Annotated in this window: 12 protein-coding genes; 6 read left to right on the top strand and 6 right to left on the bottom strand. The window is 73.7% G+C overall.

The window, feature by feature from the left end; translation table 11 throughout:
• Positions 1-357 precede the first annotated feature (357 nt).
• Positions 358-2103 (bottom strand): malto-oligosyltrehalose trehalohydrolase, encoded by a 1746-nt coding sequence (gene treZ, locus ACH47Z_RS37025; protein WP_399081763.1) that lies wholly within the window; start codon positions 2101-2103, stop codon positions 358-360.
• Between the two features lie 181 nt (positions 2104-2284).
• On the opposite strand from treZ, the gene ACH47Z_RS37020 reads away from it, so the two are divergent.
• Both ACH47Z_RS37020 and ACH47Z_RS37015 read left to right on the top strand, forming a co-directional pair.
• Positions 2285-2836 (top strand): FHA domain-containing protein, encoded by a 552-nt coding sequence (locus ACH47Z_RS37020; RefSeq protein ID WP_399081761.1) that lies wholly within the window; start codon positions 2285-2287, stop codon positions 2834-2836.
• A gap of 133 nt (positions 2837-2969) precedes the next feature.
• Positions 2970-3383 carry an SSI family serine proteinase inhibitor gene (locus ACH47Z_RS37015; protein WP_399081759.1) on the top strand — a complete coding sequence of 138 codons (414 nt, stop codon included), beginning with the start codon at positions 2970-2972 and terminating at the stop codon, positions 3381-3383.
• A 7-nt stretch (positions 3384-3390) separates the two neighbouring features.
• Here the strand turns inward: ACH47Z_RS37015 and ACH47Z_RS37010 are convergent, their stop codons facing one another.
• Entirely contained in the window at positions 3391-4641 is a 1251-nt protein-coding gene (locus ACH47Z_RS37010) for a M14 family zinc carboxypeptidase (protein ID WP_399081757.1), read from the bottom strand.
• 137 nt (positions 4642-4778) lie between these two features.
• Positions 4779-6236: a dihydrolipoyl dehydrogenase gene (gene lpdA / locus ACH47Z_RS37005; RefSeq protein WP_399081755.1), complete on the bottom strand. Its 1458-nt coding sequence runs from the start codon at positions 6234-6236 to the stop codon at positions 4779-4781.
• Positions 6237-6345: 109 nt separating this feature from the next.
• Here lpdA and ACH47Z_RS37000 point away from each other — a divergent pair, with 109 nt between their 5' ends.
• Positions 6346-7290: a LysR family transcriptional regulator gene (locus ACH47Z_RS37000; RefSeq protein WP_399081753.1), complete on the top strand. Its 945-nt coding sequence runs from the start codon at positions 6346-6348 to the stop codon at positions 7288-7290.
• Here the strand turns inward: ACH47Z_RS37000 and treY are convergent.
• Positions 7214-9574, bottom strand: coding sequence for a malto-oligosyltrehalose synthase (treY, locus tag ACH47Z_RS36995; protein ID WP_399081751.1), 2361 nt, complete (start codon positions 9572-9574; stop codon positions 7214-7216). The two genes, ACH47Z_RS37000 and treY, sit on opposite strands and share 77 nt — an antisense overlap.
• 128 nt (positions 9575-9702) lie before the next feature.
• Between treY and ACH47Z_RS36990 the strand changes: the two genes are divergently transcribed.
• Complete coding sequence (locus tag ACH47Z_RS36990; protein WP_399081749.1) at positions 9703-9900, top strand: hypothetical protein; 198 nt, start codon at positions 9703-9705, stop codon at positions 9898-9900.
• Positions 9901-10005: 105 nt separating this feature from the next.
• Here the strand turns inward: ACH47Z_RS36990 and glgX are convergent, their stop codons facing one another.
• The gene (gene glgX, locus ACH47Z_RS36985) at positions 10006-12114 is read right to left on the bottom strand and encodes a glycogen debranching protein GlgX (RefSeq protein ID WP_399081747.1); all 2109 of its coding nucleotides are present in this window, start codon (positions 12112-12114) and stop codon (positions 10006-10008) included.
• A gap of 354 nt (positions 12115-12468) precedes the next feature.
• On the opposite strand from glgX, the gene ACH47Z_RS36980 reads away from it, so the two are divergent.
• Together ACH47Z_RS36980 and ACH47Z_RS36975 are read left to right on the top strand one after the other, a co-directional pair.
• A complete protein-coding gene (locus tag ACH47Z_RS36980) occupies positions 12469-13707 on the top strand; it encodes an SAV2148 family HEPN domain-containing protein (protein ID WP_399081745.1) in 1239 nt (412 codons plus the stop codon).
• 101 nt (positions 13708-13808) lie between these two features.
• A complete protein-coding gene (locus tag ACH47Z_RS36975) occupies positions 13809-14534 on the top strand; it encodes a 3'-5' exonuclease (RefSeq protein ID WP_399081743.1) in 726 nt (241 codons plus the stop codon).
• Positions 14535-14571: 37 nt separating this feature from the next.
• Here ACH47Z_RS36975 and ACH47Z_RS36970 read toward each other — a convergent pair whose 3' ends face one another.
• Complete coding sequence (locus ACH47Z_RS36970; RefSeq protein ID WP_399081741.1) at positions 14572-15435, bottom strand: phosphotransferase enzyme family protein; 864 nt, start codon at positions 15433-15435, stop codon at positions 14572-14574.
• Between the last annotated feature and the right edge of the window lie 35 nt (positions 15436-15470).

Raw genomic sequence — 15470 nt, 5'->3', positions numbered from 1 at the left:
GAACGGGGGCTGTTCCGGGCGCTGGTCCATGGCCGGGCGGGCCTACTGCGGGTGCCGGTCCATGGCCGGACGGGGCCGCTCCAGGGCCGCCGGCGGCGCCTGCCGACGGGCGAGGGCGCCGGACGGTCTCGGAGCCCCGATCCCGCAACGGCCCCACCGTCCCGGCCCGAAACCGGCTCCGGTGCCCCGGCCTCAGGTCGCGCTCCGGCGCCTTCGCCCACGCCCAGCCCCGCGCGCCGGTCTGTCCTCAGCCCCGGAGCTACGACGGCCCGACGAAGCCCCTGCCCCTTCCGCGCCCCGGCCCGCTTCGCTTCCGGCACCGCGGTCAGGGTGACCCGGCCCGGCCTCCGTGCCGGCTCAGGGCTGCGACAGCACCACGCACGACTCGCCGGGTACCGTCAACAGGCCGTCCGGGCCCGGGGGCTCGACGGGGTTCCAGGCCGCGAGGACCAGGGAAGGGCGGGTGCCCAGGGGGATGGCCGCTGGTTCCTTGCCGAGGTTCACCGCCACCCGTACGTCGCCGCGCCGGAAGGCGAGCCAGTGGGACTCCGCGTCGTACGCCCCCTTCGTGTCGGCCAGGTCGGGGTCGGTGAGGTCCGGCTGCTCGTGGCGCAGCGCGATCAGGCGCCGGTACCAGGCCAGTACGCGCGCGTGGGGCTCGCGTTGCGGTTCCGACCAGTCGAGGACGGAGCGGTCCCGTGTCGCCGGGTCCTGCGGGTCCGGTACGTCCTCCTCGGCCCAGCCGTGGGCCGCGAACTCCCGCCGCCTGCCCCGCCGTACCGCCTCGGCCAGTTCCGGATCGGTGTGGTCGGTGAAGAACTGCCAGGGCGTGCCCGCCGCCCACTCCTCGCCCATGAACAGCATCGGCGTGAACGGCGAGGTCAGCGTGAGCGTCGCCGCGCAGGCCAGCAGGCCGGGGGAGAGCAGGGCGGAGAGCCGGTCGCCCTGGGCGCGGTTGCCGACCTGGTCGTGGGTCTGGCTGTAGCCGAGGAGGCGGGGTCCGGCCACGCGCGCGCGGTCCAGCGGGCGGCCGTGGTGGCGGCCCCGGAAGGACGAGTACGTGCCGTCGTGGAAGTAGCCGCCGGTCAGCGTCTTGGCGAGCGCGGCGAAGGGAGCCTCGGCGAAGTCCGCGTAGTAGCCCTGCGCCTCACCCGTCAGCGCGGTGTGCAGGGCGTGGTGGAAGTCGTCGTTCCACTGCGCGTGCAGCCCGAGGCCGTGCTCCGCGCGCGGGGTGATGTACCGCGGGTCGTTGAGATCGGACTCGGCGATCAGCGACAGCGGCCGCCCCAGCTCCCCGGCGAGCGTGTCCACGGCCGCCGACAGCTCCTCCAGGAACGGGTACGCGCGCGTGTCGTGCAGCGCGTGCACCGCATCCAGGCGCAGCCCGTCGAGCCGGTAGTCCCGCAGCCACGCCAGCGCGCTGCCGATCAGGAACGCGCGCACCTCGTCCGAACCGGGCGCGTCCAGGTTCACGGCGGAACCCCACGGGGTGTGGTGCGTGTCGGTGAAGTACGGCCCGAACTGAGGCAGATAGTTGCCTGACGGACCCAGGTGATTGTGTACGACGTCCAGGACGACCCCGAGCCCCAGCTCGTGCGCCCGGTCCACGAACCGCTTCAGCGCCTCGGGCCCGCCGTACGGCTCGTGCACCGCCCACAGCGACACCCCCTCGTACCCCCACCCGTGCCGCCCCGGGAACGGACACAGCGGCATCAACTCCACGTGTGTGACGCCCAGTTCCGCCAGGTGCTCCAGCCGCGCGGCGGCCGCGTCCAGGGTGCCCTCGGGGGTGTACGTGCCCACGTGCAGCTCGTAGAGCACCGCGCCCGGCAGCCCGCGCCCCGGCCAGTCGGCCCGCCACGCGTACCGCCCGTGGTCCACGACCGCGCTCAGCCCGTGCGGGCCGTCCGGCTGGCGGCGCGAGCGCGGGTCGGGCAGGACGGGGCCGTCGTCCAGCGCGAACCCGTACCGGGCGCCGTCGCCCGCCTCCGCCTCCCCCGTCCACCAGCCCGTGCGGTCGGGATCGCGCGCCAACGCGCGCGTGGCGCCCTCGCACTGGAGCGTCACTCGGTCTGCCTGCGGTGCCCACACCTCGAACTGCACGGACGGTTCCCCTTCGTCTGCTCACCGTGATGATGTCCCGCGGCCCCCATCGTGCCGCCCGGACGATCAATGCGCGCTCGAATACGTCCTTTCCCGGCGGGTGTCGCGGAACCCATCCGCGCGTGGCCGGTGATTCCCGGTTTTCTGGACACCCGGGGTTCACTGACCGACAATCACCTGCGTGACGTCGTCCTTCGAGTTCTCCACGTACCCCGCGCGGCTGTCCGACGCGGAGCGCGACAGGGCGCTTCAGGTGCTGCGCGACGGCGTCGCCAAGGGCCGGCTCTCGCACGACACGTTCGTGCGCCGCATGGAACTGGCGCTCGCCGCCCGCCACACCGACGAACTGGCCGCCCTCGTCGCCGACCTGCCCCGCGAGAACCGCCTCTCCCGCGCGGTCTTCGGCACCGTCGAGGCCGTTTCGGGCTTCACCGTACGGCTGCGCCGCGCCTGGCAGGCCGAGCGGCTGCCCAAGCTGCTGCTGCCGCACCCGGGGCAGACCCACCCGCTGCGCATAGGCCGCGACCCCGCCAACGGCCTGCGCCTGAACCACGAGACCGTCTCGCGCGTGCACGCCGAGCTGTTCCGCCAGGGGAACGTGTGGGTCCTCAAGGACCTCGGCTCCACCAACGGCACCACCGTCAACGGCCGCCGGGTGACCGGCGCGGTCGTGGTCCGCGAGGGCGATCTGGTCGCCTTCGGCCGGATGGGGTTCCGGCTCGCGGTGAGCTGAGACCGCGAGCCCGGGCGGCGCAGGGGCCGGGCGTGTTCGAACAGGCGCTCTTTCCCGCGCGCGTGCCGTCCCGTTCGGGTGAGCCGGGTGAGCCGGGCTGGGGAACGCGCGCCGGCGGGCCGATGCTGGGGGCATGACGTACCTCTCGAGAGCGACAGCGGCGGCCGGCGCGGTGCTGGCGGCTGCCGGGCTCCTCGGTGCCGGCCCGGCCCACGCGGCCGCCCGCGACCCCTTCCCCGGCACCTGGCTCTATCTGACGGTCACCAAGGGGGACTCCGAGGCCGGCGGCACGTACGGCAGTCTGCTGCGGTGCGACCCGCCGCGCGGCCACGTCCATGCGGCCGAGGCCTGCGCCGAACTCGCCGCCGCCGACGGCGACATCGGCCGCATCCCGGCCGAGAACGTCATCTGCCCGATGATCTTCGCCCCGGTGACCGCCCACGCGCGCGGGCAGTGGCACGGACGGCAGATCGACTTCCGCCAGACCTACGCCAACGCGTGCATCCTGCGGGCGCGGACCGGGGCGGTGTTCGCTCTCGACGAGTGAGTACGTCTCACATCGCCCGCTCGCGGGCCTGCTGCGCCGCCACCAGCACCGTCCGGGACTGGTGCTCCACCTGGTGCTCCAACGGCACCCAGCGGGCCCGGAAACGCGCCGCGAACGCGTCGCACCAGTCGGCGACGAGCCGCTCCAGCCGCGGCGCCGCCCGGTCGTCCGTCTCCCGCAGCACCCGCAGCAGCATCGCCGCCGCGCGCAGCGGCAGCCGCCGCCCGAAGGCGTCCACACTGCCGACGTACGCCATCGTCGTGCCGGCCGGCGGGGTGTGGATCCAGTCCTCGGCCAGGCCCGGGATCAGCTCCAGCACCCAGCGCGCGGCCCGCAGCAGCGGTCCGTCCACGCCGTCCAACCGGGGCAGCACCTCGGCCAGTATCCGCTCCACCTCGCGCGCGTCGCCCGTCAGCCGCCGCGCCAGCCGCCGGATCGCCGCCGCCGGGGCCGGGTGCGGCGCCCGGTCGTCCACCAGGTCGCTCGCCCACATCGGCACCTCCACCACGGCCGTCAGACCGCCGTACCGGTGCGCGTGGTACCAGGTGCTGTGCCGCGCGTCGTCCGGCATGCTCGGGTAGGCGACGCCCGTCTCCGGGCCGGGCATGACGTGCACCCCGGGGCCGGCGGCCGGCCAGCCGGCGGCGTCCGAGGCGCCCGTCTCCACCGGGATGTGCAACTGCGCCGCCGACTTGGCGAACGGTTCGGCGAGCCCCGGCACGTCCCTGGTCAACTGCACCCAGCTGCCGCCCAGATCGGTGCCGTGCAACGTCACCTGGAGGTAGGGCCGCAGCTCGTCGATCACGCCGGTCAGCGCCCGGGTCTCGGGCGGCAGCCGGTCCGGCGGCAGCACCGACGGCGACCACTCCGGCTGCTCCGCGCCCGTCGGCCGGTAGAAGCCGAGGTGGTAGTCGAGCAGGCTGCGCGGCGCCGGGGTCACATGCAGACTCGCGCCGTCGGGATCCGCACAGAGCAGGAAGTGCCAGGAGGTACCCGCCCGCAACTCCCGCTCGGCCAGGACACGTTCGGCCAGCACCCGCAGGGTGGAGCCCCCCGTCGGCTCGTTGGCGTGCGCGCCGGCCACGACCAGCACCGCCCGCCGGGCGTGCCCCACCGACAGCAGGTGCAGGGGTCTGCCCGCGCGCGAGAGACCCACCTGTCGGAGCGTGCACAGCCCGGATTCCTGAGCGGCCAACGCCTGTGCGGAGGCGATCAGTTCGGGAACGCTGGGATAGCGCAGCTCCGGCAGGAGACTCACCCCCGACTCGTCCGCCCGGCTTCGCCCTCCCAGTCCCGCACGGGATGGGTGAACTGTCAAGCATCCGGCGGGGGAGGCTCCCGGGGGCGCCCGGACGCAGTTCCCGGGACGCGGTCCGGGCGGTGTGTGCCGTGGGCTCACTGTTGGTGCAGGCCGCGTCCCGCGAGCGTCAGGAACACCTCGCCCACCGCCTCCGACAGCGTCGGATGGGCGTGCACATGCCGGGCCACGTCCACGGGTTCGGCGTCCCAGCCGACGATCAGCTGGCTCTCGGCGACCATCTCCGACACGTGCGGGCCGACCAGGTGCACGCCCAGCACCTGTCCGCCACCGGCCTCGGCGACGACCTTCACCAGGCCGCCCTGCCCGTGCACCATCCCCTTGGCCACGGCCGTCAACGGCATCGAGTTGACATCGACCTCGTGCCCACGCGCGCGTGCCCCGGCCTCGCTCAGGCCCACCGAGGCGGTCTGCGGCGAGGAGTACGTCACCCGGGGTACGGCCGCGTAGTCGACCGGCGCCGACGGCAGCCCGGCCAGGGTCTCGGCGACCAGCAGGCCCTCCGCGAAGGAGGCGTGGGCAAGGCCCAGGGAAGGCGGCGGCAGCAGGTCGCCGACGACGTGGACACCCGGCACGGCCGTCTCCAGCCGGTCCCAGCGCGCCGGTACGACGAACCCCCGCTCGTCCGTCGTCAGCCCGGCCGCCTCCAGCCCCAGGCCCTCGGTGACCGGCGCCCGGCCGACGGCCACCAGCAGCCGCTCCGCCTCCACCGCGCGCGTCTCCCCCCGCGCGGTGCGCACACGCGCGCGTACGCCGTTCTCCAGCACCTCCGCGTCCAGCAGCCGCGCACCCGCCTGCACATCGATCCCGCGCTTCTTCAGACCCCGTGTCAGATGCCGGCTCACATCGGCGTCCTCCAGCGGAACGATCCGCTCCGCCGCCTCCACCAGGGTGACCTCCGCGCCCATCGACCGGTGGAAGGAGGCGTACTCCACCCCGATCGCGCCCCCGCCCAGCACCAGCACGGACGCCGGCAGCCCGGGCGCGAACAGCGCGTCGTCACTGGTCACCACGCGCCACCCGTCCGGCGCGAGCCCGGGAAGCGTGCGCGGGCGCGAGCCGGTCGCGAGGACGATCCCACGGCGCGCGGTGAAGTCGTACGCGCCCGGCGCAGATCCGTCCGGAGTGCCCGGCGCGGAATCCGTACGCAGACCCTCCACGCGCACCGTGCGCGCCCCGGTCAGCCGGGCGCTGCCCCGCACCACCCGCACGCCCGCGTGCGCCAGATGCGCCTCGACCCCCTTGTGGTTGCGCGCCACGATGTCGTCCCGCGTGGCCACGAGCGCCGCCCAGTCGACCGAGTCCAGCGTGGCCTTCACGCCCCACCGCTCGCGCGCCTCGGCGATGCCGTCGACCAGTTCGGCGGCGTGCAGCATCGCCTTGCTCGGAATGCAGCCCCGGTGCAGACAGGTTCCGCCGACCTTGTCGCGTTCGACGAGGACGACGTCGAGACCGAGGGCGGCGGCGCGCAGGGCGGTGCTGTAGCCGCCCGTGCCGCCGCCGATGACGATGACATCCGGTGTGTTGATGGTCATGACATCCACCCTCCGTCCACCCCTTGTCATGAGTCCAAGGCAATGTTGTTGTGGATGTCATGCAGGATCTTCATGGGTTGACAGGGAGGTTGACCAGGAGGAGGGGGAGTTGAGCCTGCGGCAGATGGAGTACTTCGTGACCGTCGTGCACCAGGCGTCCTTCACGCGCGCGGCGGACGCCCTGCACGTCACCCAGCCCGCGCTCTCGCACCAGATCAAGGCCCTCGAGAAGTCGGTGGGCGGCGCGCTGCTGGAGCGCATGCCCCGGGGCGTGCGCCTGACCCCCATGGGGCGGGCCTTCCTGCCGCACGCCGAACTCGCCGTCCGCAGCGCCGCGCAGGCCCGCCGCGCCGCCCGGGCCACCGCCGGCGCCGAGGGTGGCGAACTGCATGTCGCCACCCTGCACTCGCTCGCCGTCGGCGTCCTGCCCGACGTCTTCGCCCGCTGGCGCGCGGCCCACCCCCGGGTCCTGCTGCGGCTGCACGAGTACGCGACCGCCGAGGCGCTGGAGGAGGCCGTGGAGCGCGGCACCGTCGACCTCGCCTTCGGCCCGCTCCCCGCCGGCCCGCACGGCACCGTCGTACCGGTCGGCGAGGAGGAACTCGTCCTGGTGGTGCCCTTCGACGACCGGCTCGCGGGACGTACGACGGTGACGCTGCCGGAACTCGCCGACCGCGCCTGGGTCCGCTGTGAGCTGGAACCCGTCGTGCACGGCGAGCGCTTCCTCGACCGGGCCTGCGCGAAGGCCGGGTTCACGCCGGAGACCGCCGTATGGACCGAGCACTCCTCGACGGCCGTGCGCATGGCCGCCGCCGGGGTCGGCGTGTGCGTGGCGTCGGCCGACGTCGTGCGCGGGGCCGTCGGCGAGGACTGCGCGATCCTCACCCCCGACCCACCCTGGAAACGCCCCCTGGCCGTCTACGCGCGCGTACCCCCCACCGGCGCCGCCGAGGCCTTCACCGCCCTCCTGCGCACCCTCACCCCTCACCCACCCGCTCCAGCAACGCCACCGGAAGCCGCTCGAAAAGGTCCGCCATGCGCGCGTGGCCGGTGAACTCCCGTCCCGGGGTGAGTACATCCGCCCACCGGCCGGGCGGCAGCACCAGACGGGTCTCGTGCCAGCCGCCTGTCTCCGCGAGGCGCAGGGACAGCCGGGTGACCGCCGTGACCACCTCTCCCGAGCGGGCGAAGGCCGCGCAGTGGGCGGCCGCGGGGCCCTCGGCGGGCAGCGGGGTGTACGTCGCCGTCGCGCCGAACGCGGCCGGGCGCCGGGCGCGCAGGCGCAGCGCCGCCGCCGTCACCGCGTCCTTCTCGCCGGGGGCCTCGGGCGGGAACGGCACCGGGCGCCGGTTGTCCGGGTCGACCAGCGCCCGGTACTCGCTCTCCGTGCCCTGGTACACGTCCGGCACCCCCGGCATCGTCAGATGGACCAGCGCGGTGCCGAGGACGTTGGCCCGGATGTGCGGCTCGAGCGCCTTGCGGAACGCGGCCACGCGCTCGGCGGGCGGCCCGCAGGGCCCGGCGGCGACGAACGCGGCCACCGCCTCCTCGTACGGCGGCTCCTGCTCCGTCCAGCTGGTGTACAGGCCCGCCTCGCGCACATGCTTCAGCAGCGCCCCCTGGACCCGCTCCCCGGTGTGCTCCTCGTCGGTGGGCCCCAGCCCGAACACCGTCTGCCAGGCCGCCCAGGCCAGCTGCCCGTCCGGCGCACCCTCCTCCGGCAGCGTCACCTCGGCCAGCAACTCGGCCCACCGCGCGGGGCATTCGGTCAGCACGGCCAGGGCCGCGCGCACGTCGGCGCTGCGCTTGGTGTCGTGCGTGGAGACGACCGTGCCGGTGAGCGGCCAGTCGCGCTGCACGCGCGCGCAGTACGCGTGGAACTCCTCCGAGGACACCCCCGGCCGGCCCGGATCGCCGCCCACCTCGGTCGCCGACAGCAGCGGCACATAGCGGTAGAACGCCGTGTCCTCCACCGACTTGGCGCGCAGCGCCGACGCGGTCTGCGCGAACCGCGCGCGCAGTTCCCCCGTCTCCGGCCCACCCGTTTCCACCAGCAGCCGCCGTACGACGTCCACCGCCCCCGCCTCCTCGGGCACGACGAAGGCGTGCCGGGCCTCCGCCGCCGACTCCTCGGTGACGACGGCGCCCGCGTCGGTGGACGCGTACGGCCGGTACACCCGCATGCGGACCAGCAGTTCCACCACGGCCGTGCGCAGCGCCCAGGGCGCCCGGTCGCGCAGCGCGAGGTCCGGCGAGGACGCGCACAGCCGGGCGGCCACCCGGGTGAGCCGGTCGGTCTCGGCGGCCAGCTCGTGCGTGAGCACCTTGTAGGCGGCCCGGCGCACCGTGGCCTCCCAGTTGCCGCCCCGGTCGGTCTGCGGGGCCGCGAACCGCCGGTACGCGGCGAGGAGTTCACCGGCCCCGGCACGGTCCGTGAACAGGCCGTCGACCTGGCGCAGGGCGTCGTACCCCGTGGTGCCCGCGACGGGCCAGGACGACGGCAGGTGCTCGCCGTCGGCGAGGATCTTCTCCACCACCGTCCAGCGGCCGCCGCTCGCCTCGTGCAGCCGCGCGAGATAGCCGTCGGGGTCGGCGAGCCCGTCGGGATGGTCGACGCGCAGCCCGTCGATCACGCCCTCGCGCAGCAGCTGGAGGATCTTGCCGTGGGTGGCGTCGAAAACCTCCGGGTCCTCCACGCGCACCCCGATCAGCTCCGAGATGCTGAAGAAGCGCCGGTAGTTCAGCTCGGTGCGGGCAAGCCGCCACCAGACCGGGCGGTACCACTGGGCGTCCAGCAGCTCGGGCAGCGGCAGGTGCTCGGTGCCCGCGCGGAGCGGGAAGGCGTGGTCGTGGTAGCGCAGTACGTCGCCGTCGACCACGAGATGCTCGCGTTCCACGCCGACGGGACCGCCGAGCAGCGGCAGCAGCACCCGCCCGCCGTGCGCCTCCCAGTCGATGTCGAACCAGCGCGCGTACGCCGAGCCGGGCCCTTCGCGCAGCACCTCCCACAGGGCGTGGTTGTGCCGGGGCACCATCGCCATGTGGTTCGGCACGATGTCCACCACCAGGCCCAGACCGTGCTCCCGCGCGGTCCGCGCCAGCGCCCGCAGGCCCTCCTCGCCGCCCAGCTCCTCGCGCACGCGCGCGTGGTCCACCACGTCGTAGCCGTGCGTGGAGCCGGGCACGGCCTCGAGGACGGGGGACAGGTGCAGGTGTGAGACACCGAGCGAGGCCAGGTACGGTACGGCCGCCGCGGCGGCCGCGAACGGGAAGGCGGGCTGGAGCTGGAGCCGGTAGGTGGCCGTGGGCACCCGTGGGCCGGGTCGCACAGGAGTCATGAAAACCTACGTACCCACACCGCCCGGTTTCGTGTCATCGGTCCCCGCACGCACTCACGCGCGCGTGCCTGGCTCCGAGCGATGGGGGGCAACGGGGAAACCTGATCGGCCAGGTGGTCTGCGGGCCGGTGGTGGGGCGGCTCGCGGACCGGCGCGGGCAGCGTGGGGTCGTCCTCGCGTTCTCGCTCGCCAACCCGCTCGCGGTGGCGTCCCTGGTCGTCGGCACCCTCGCGGGCGGCACCGTGCCGCTCGTGGGCCCGCCGGCCCGCGCCCGCGTGAACGGGACCCCGCACGCGCGCGTCGGCGGCCAGGCCCTCTCGCCCTGACGGCCCGTCCGACGGCACACGCCGGACGGGCCGGACACACCCCGCACCCGCGCGCCCGTACGACCTCCTGAACGGCGAACGAGGCCCGCACAACCCTCTGCGACGCTAGGTAGGCCGCTGCAGCACCGTCAGGCTGCGGTCCGGCAGGGTGAGCCGGTCGCCCGCCTCGACCTTCGCCGCGCCCCCCGACGGCACCCCCTCCGGGCGGGCCGTGTCGACCACCATCTGCCACTGCCGGCCGTGATCGACCGGCACCAGGAACTGCAGAGGACCGGGTGAGGCGTTGAACATCAGCAGGAACGAGTCGTCGGTGACGCGCTCTCCGCGCGGGCCGGGCTCGGAGATGGCGTTGCCGTTGAGGAACACCGTCAGCGCGGACGCCCGCGCGGAGTCCCAGTCCCGCTGGGTCATCTCGTTTCCCTCCGGGGTGAACCAGGCGATGTCGGACAGCGCGTCGTGCGTGCCCTCCACCGGCCGCCCGTGGAAGAAGCGCCGCCGCCGCAGCACGGGGTGGTCCCGGCGCAGCCACACCATCGCGCGCGTGAACTCCAGCAGCTCGCCGCCGTCCTCGGGCCAGTGCACCCACGCCAGCTCGTTGTCCTGGCAGTAGGCGTTGTTGTTGCCCCGCTGGGTGCGGGCGAACTCGTCGCCGTGGCTGATCATCGGCACGCCCTGGGACAGCATCAGCGTGGCGACGAAGTTCCGCATCTGCCGGGCGCGCAGCCCGAGCACGCCCGGGTCGTCGGTCGCGCCCTCGACCCCGCAGTTCCACGACCGGTTGTGGCTCTCGCCGTCCCGGTTGTCCTCGCCGTTGGCCTGGTTGTGCTTGTCGTCGTACGAGACGAGGTCGTGCAGCGTGAAACCGTCGTGGCAGGTGACGAAGTTGATGGAGGCGAGCGGGCGGCGGCCGTCGTCCTGGTACAGGTCGGAGGAGCCGGTCAGCCGGGAGGCGAACTCCGCGAGCGCCCGCGGCTCGCCCCGCCACAGGTCCCGTACCGTGTCGCGGTACTTGCCGTTCCACTCGGTCCACAGGGGCGGGAAGTTGCCCACCTGGTAGCCGCCCTCGCCCACGTCCCACGGCTCGGCGATCAGCTTCACCTGCGAGACCACCGGGTCCTGCTGCACCAGGTCGAAGAACGACGACAGCCGGTCCACCTCGTGGAACTGCCGGGCCAGCGTCGCCGCGAGGTCGAAGCGGAACCCGTCGACGTGCATCTCGGTGACCCAGTACCGCAGCGAGTCCATGATCAGCTGGAGCACGTGCGGGGACCGCATGAGCAGCGAGTTCCCGGTGCCCGTCGTGTCCGTGTAGTAGCGGGGGTCGTTCGCGAGGCGGTAGTACGACGGGTTGTCGAGGCCCTTGAAGGACAGCGTCGGGCCCAGATGGTTGCCCTCGGCCGTGTGGTTGTAGACGACGTCCAGGATGACCTCGATCCCCGCCTCGTGCAGCGCCCGGACCGCCGACTTGAACTCCAGGACCTGCTGGCCGCGGTCGCCCCAGGAGGCGTACGAGTTGTGCGGGGCGAAGAAGCCGATGGTGTTGTAGCCCCAGTAGTTGCTCAGGCCCAGGTCGGTCAGCCGGTGGTCGTTGACGAACTGGTGGACGGGCATCAGCTCCAGGGCCGTCACCCCGAGCCTGGTCAGGTGTTCGAGGATCGCCGGGTGGGCGAGCGCCGCGTACGTGCCGCGCAGTTCCTCCGGCAGCCCGGGGTGACGCATGGTCAGGCCCTTGACGTGGGCCTCGTAGATGACCGTGTGGTGGTACTCGGTGCGCGGCAGCCGGTCGTCGCCCCAGTCGAAGTACGGGTTGATCACCACCGAGGTCATGGTGTGCGGCGCCGAGTCCAGGTCGTTGCGCCGTTCGGGGGCGTCGAAGTGGTAGCCGTACACCTCCTCGCCCCAGCGGACCGAGCCGCTGACCGCCTTCGCGTAGGGGTCGAGCAGCAGCTTCGCGGAGTTGCAGCGCAGCCCGCGCGCGGGGTCGTACGGGCCGTGCACCCGGAACCCGTAGCGCTGCCCCGGCATCACGCCCGGCACGTACGCGTGCCGCACGAACGCGTCGCTCTCGCGCAGTTCCACCGCCGTCTCCGAGCCGTCGTCGTGCAGCAGACACAGCTCTACTCGGTCCGCGGCCTCCGTGAAGACCGCGAAGTTGGTTCCGGCGCCGTCATAGGTGGCGCCGAGCGGATACGCCTCTCCAGGCCAGACCTGCATGGAGACGACTGTGACAGGTCGCCCGCCCGCCCGGGGCCGCCTCGCCACTCGAGTCTCCCGAAAGTAACGAAACCTCCCGTGACCGTCCGGGCGCCCGCGGGCTCGCCGGCACCCGTCCCGGTGCCGCCTACCAGCCCTTGTGCCGCGCCGACGGGGCGTCGCGGGACGCCGGCGCTATGAATCCGCTCACTCCGCGTGACACGGCGGCGTGGAATTGCCGTTGGCACAGGTCGAGTTGAGGAAAACAGTTGGACAACCGACCTGTCCATCCGGCTGCACCGCCGACCGCTCCCGGAGTACCCTTCCTTGATCGTTGAGACGGGAAAGGCCCGTGGGGCGGAAGGCGGTGCACGGGTGGGCTCGGGAGGGCTGGAGCTGCCCCCTGGTGACGAGGGTCACGAGGGGAACTCCGCAGACGTCCCGCCCGGCGCGGTGTCCCTCGCCCGGCCGATGGACGCGGGGTCCATCGGGCCGGAGCTGGACTGGGACGCCGAGGCCTGGCGCGAGGTGCGCACCCGCGCCCAGCGGGCCGGCCGGGCCTACATCTGGCTGAATCTCGTCGAACAGCGGCTGCGCGCGGTCGTGGCCGCCGTCCTGCGGCCCATCTACGAACCCGTCCACGGGGACGACTGGGTGGTCGCCGCCGCCGGGCCGGCCGGCCAGGAGTGGGTGCAGCGGGCGGTCGCCGTCCGGGAAGTCAGCCGCCGCAAGGGCTACCTGCTCGACCCGGCCGACGACAACGTGCTCAGCTTTCTGACGCTGCCGCAGCTGCGCGAGCTGATGGTGCAGCACTGGCCGTGCTTCGAGCCGTACTTCGACGAGCGCCGGGACCTCGAACTCGCACTGGACGAGCTGGAGGTGACCCGCAACGTCGTCTCCCGCAACCGGGCCCTGTCCGCGGCGGTCCTCGGCCAGGCCGAGCGGGCCTCGGCCCGTCTGCTGGAGACGCTCGGCGCGGGCGGGGACGTGCCCTCCGCGCGCCGGCTGCCCGTCGACGCGGTGGAGGACCTGGTCGGCGACCGGTACGCCGACGTGGTCGCCGTCCACTCCGACCGGGTGCGGCTCATGCGCCAGTTCCCGGCCGAGGACCTCTTCGCCGGCGCCCGTCGCCTCGACGCCATCGGTATCGGGCTGAATCTGCTGGTGCAGAACTTCTCCGGACGCCGTCTGATCCGCCTCGCCGAGTCCGGCTGCCGGGTACGGCTGCTCTTCCTCAACCCGGCCTCCAGCGCGGTCAAACGCCGCGAGCGCGAACTGGGGATGAAACGGGGTGAACTGGGCCGCTCGGTCGAGATGAACATCCTGCACATGCGCCGGGTGCGCTCCCGCCTGCGCGACCCGGACGCCTTCGAGATCCAGGTGTACGACGAGACACCGCGCTTCACCGCCTACCTGGTGGACGGCGACGGCGCCGACGGCATCGCCGTGGTGCAGTCCTATCTGCGCGGCGCGCGGGGCATGGAGTCGCCGGTGCTGGTGCTGCGCAACGGCGGCAAGCTGGTCAGGTCGGACGACGTCAGTGAAGCCGGGCTCTTTCCGACATACCGTGAGGAATTCGAGCTGGCCTGGGCGGATTCGCGCCCTGTGTCCTGAACTGTCCGCCACCGTAAGCGGAATGCCGTCCTCGGATTGTCAGTGCCGCGTGCGAGGGTGGAGGCCACTGGGGGAAAGCACCACCGAGAAGGGGGGCCGCCATGGGCTGGCACCGTGAGCTGCTGATCGGCTTCGACCTGGAGACGACCGGCACGGATCCGCACGAGGCGCGTATCGTCACCGGCGCGGTGATCGAGGTCAGGGCCGGTGAGCCCGTGGGACGCCGGGAGTGGCTGGCCGACCCGGGCGTGGAGATCCCGGCCGACGCGGTGGCGGTGCACGGCATCAGCACCGCGCGCGCGGCGGCCGAGGGCCGGCCCGCCGACCAGGTGGCCGACGCCCTCGCCGAGACCCTCACCGGGTACTGGAAGGCGGGCGTCCCGGTCGTCGCCTACAACGCGGCCTTCGACCTCACCCTGCTCTCCGCCGAGCTGCGCCGGCACGGCCTGCCGTCCCTGTCCGACCGCCTGTCCGGCGCCGACCCGGCTCCGGTCATCGACCCCTACACCATCGACCGCTGGGCCGACCGCTACCGCCGCGGCAAGCGGAACCTGGAAGCGGTCTGCGTCGAGTACGGCATAGTCCTCGACCGGGCCCACGACGCCGCGTCCGACGCCCTCGCCGCGGCCCGCCTGGCCGGCGCGATAGCCGACCGCCACCCGAAGATCGCGTCCCTGAGCCCGGCGGAGCTGCACCGCCGTCAGATCCAGTGGTACGCGCAGTGGGCGGCGGACTTCCAGGCGTTCCTGCGCCGCAAGGGGGATACGGAGGCGGTGGTGGACGGGGTGTGGCCCGTGCGGGAGTTGGCGGCGGCGGGGTCCGCCTGACTGCCCACGCGGCTGCGGGCAGTCGTGCGTGGAACCCTCAGAACGGATACCACCGCACCGTCTCGTCCCCGTCCCGCAGCGACGACACCCGCCGCCGGAACTCGGCCAGCGCCTTCGGGTTGCCGGGCGCGTGCTGGGCCACCCAGGCGCAGCTGGCCGTCTCGCGGGCGCCGCGCAGCACCGTGCAACCGGCCCACTCCCGTACGTCCCACCCGTACGCCTCGGTGAAGGACTCGTACGCCTCGGCGGGCAGCCCGTACCGGTCGCGGGCGAGGGCCATGACCACCAGGTCGTGCTCGCGCAGGTCGGCAGAGAAGGTCTCCAGGTCGACCAGGACCGGCCCGTCCGGCCCTGTGTGCACATTGCGGGGCAGTGCGTCGCCGTGGATCGGGCCCGGGGGCAGATGGGGTGTCAGCGCGGCCGCGGCCGCCGCGAAGCCGTCCCGGCGGGCGCGCAGGTAGGCCGCGTCCTCGGGGTCGATCGCGTCGCCCGCGAGGCGCAGCCAGCGCTCGACACCGCCCAGCAGCTCGCGGGGCGGCAAGGCGAAGGGGGGAGAGGGGAGTGCGTGCACCATCCGCAGCAGCTCCGCCAGATCGCGTGGCTCGGCGGTCCGTACCGGCTCCGGCAGCCGGTGCCACACCGTCACCGGGTGCCCGTCGACCAGCCGCGGCTTCGGCTCGGCCGCCCGCACCGCCGGCACGCCCGCCTCGGCCAGCCAGCCGGCGATGTCCAGCTCGCGCCGGGCCCGCTCCAGCAGCTCGGCGTCACGGCCCACCTTCACCACCAGGTTCCCGGCGGCGAACACGGCGTTCTCACCGAGGGCGAGCAGCCGCGCGTCCCCGGCCGATCCCGGCAGCACCTTCGCCGCGGTCAGTACGTCCCGTGCCCGTGCCTCGTCCATCGCGCCTCCGTGCGGTCGGATCTTCCCGGCCAGTC

The organism is Streptomyces sp. NPDC020192 (genome assembly GCF_044388685.1).
Classification (GTDB): domain Bacteria; phylum Actinomycetota; class Actinomycetes; order Streptomycetales; family Streptomycetaceae; genus Streptomyces.
The sequence above is the reverse complement of the archived record's forward strand: the minus strand, read 5'-3'. Positions and strand labels throughout refer to the sequence as shown.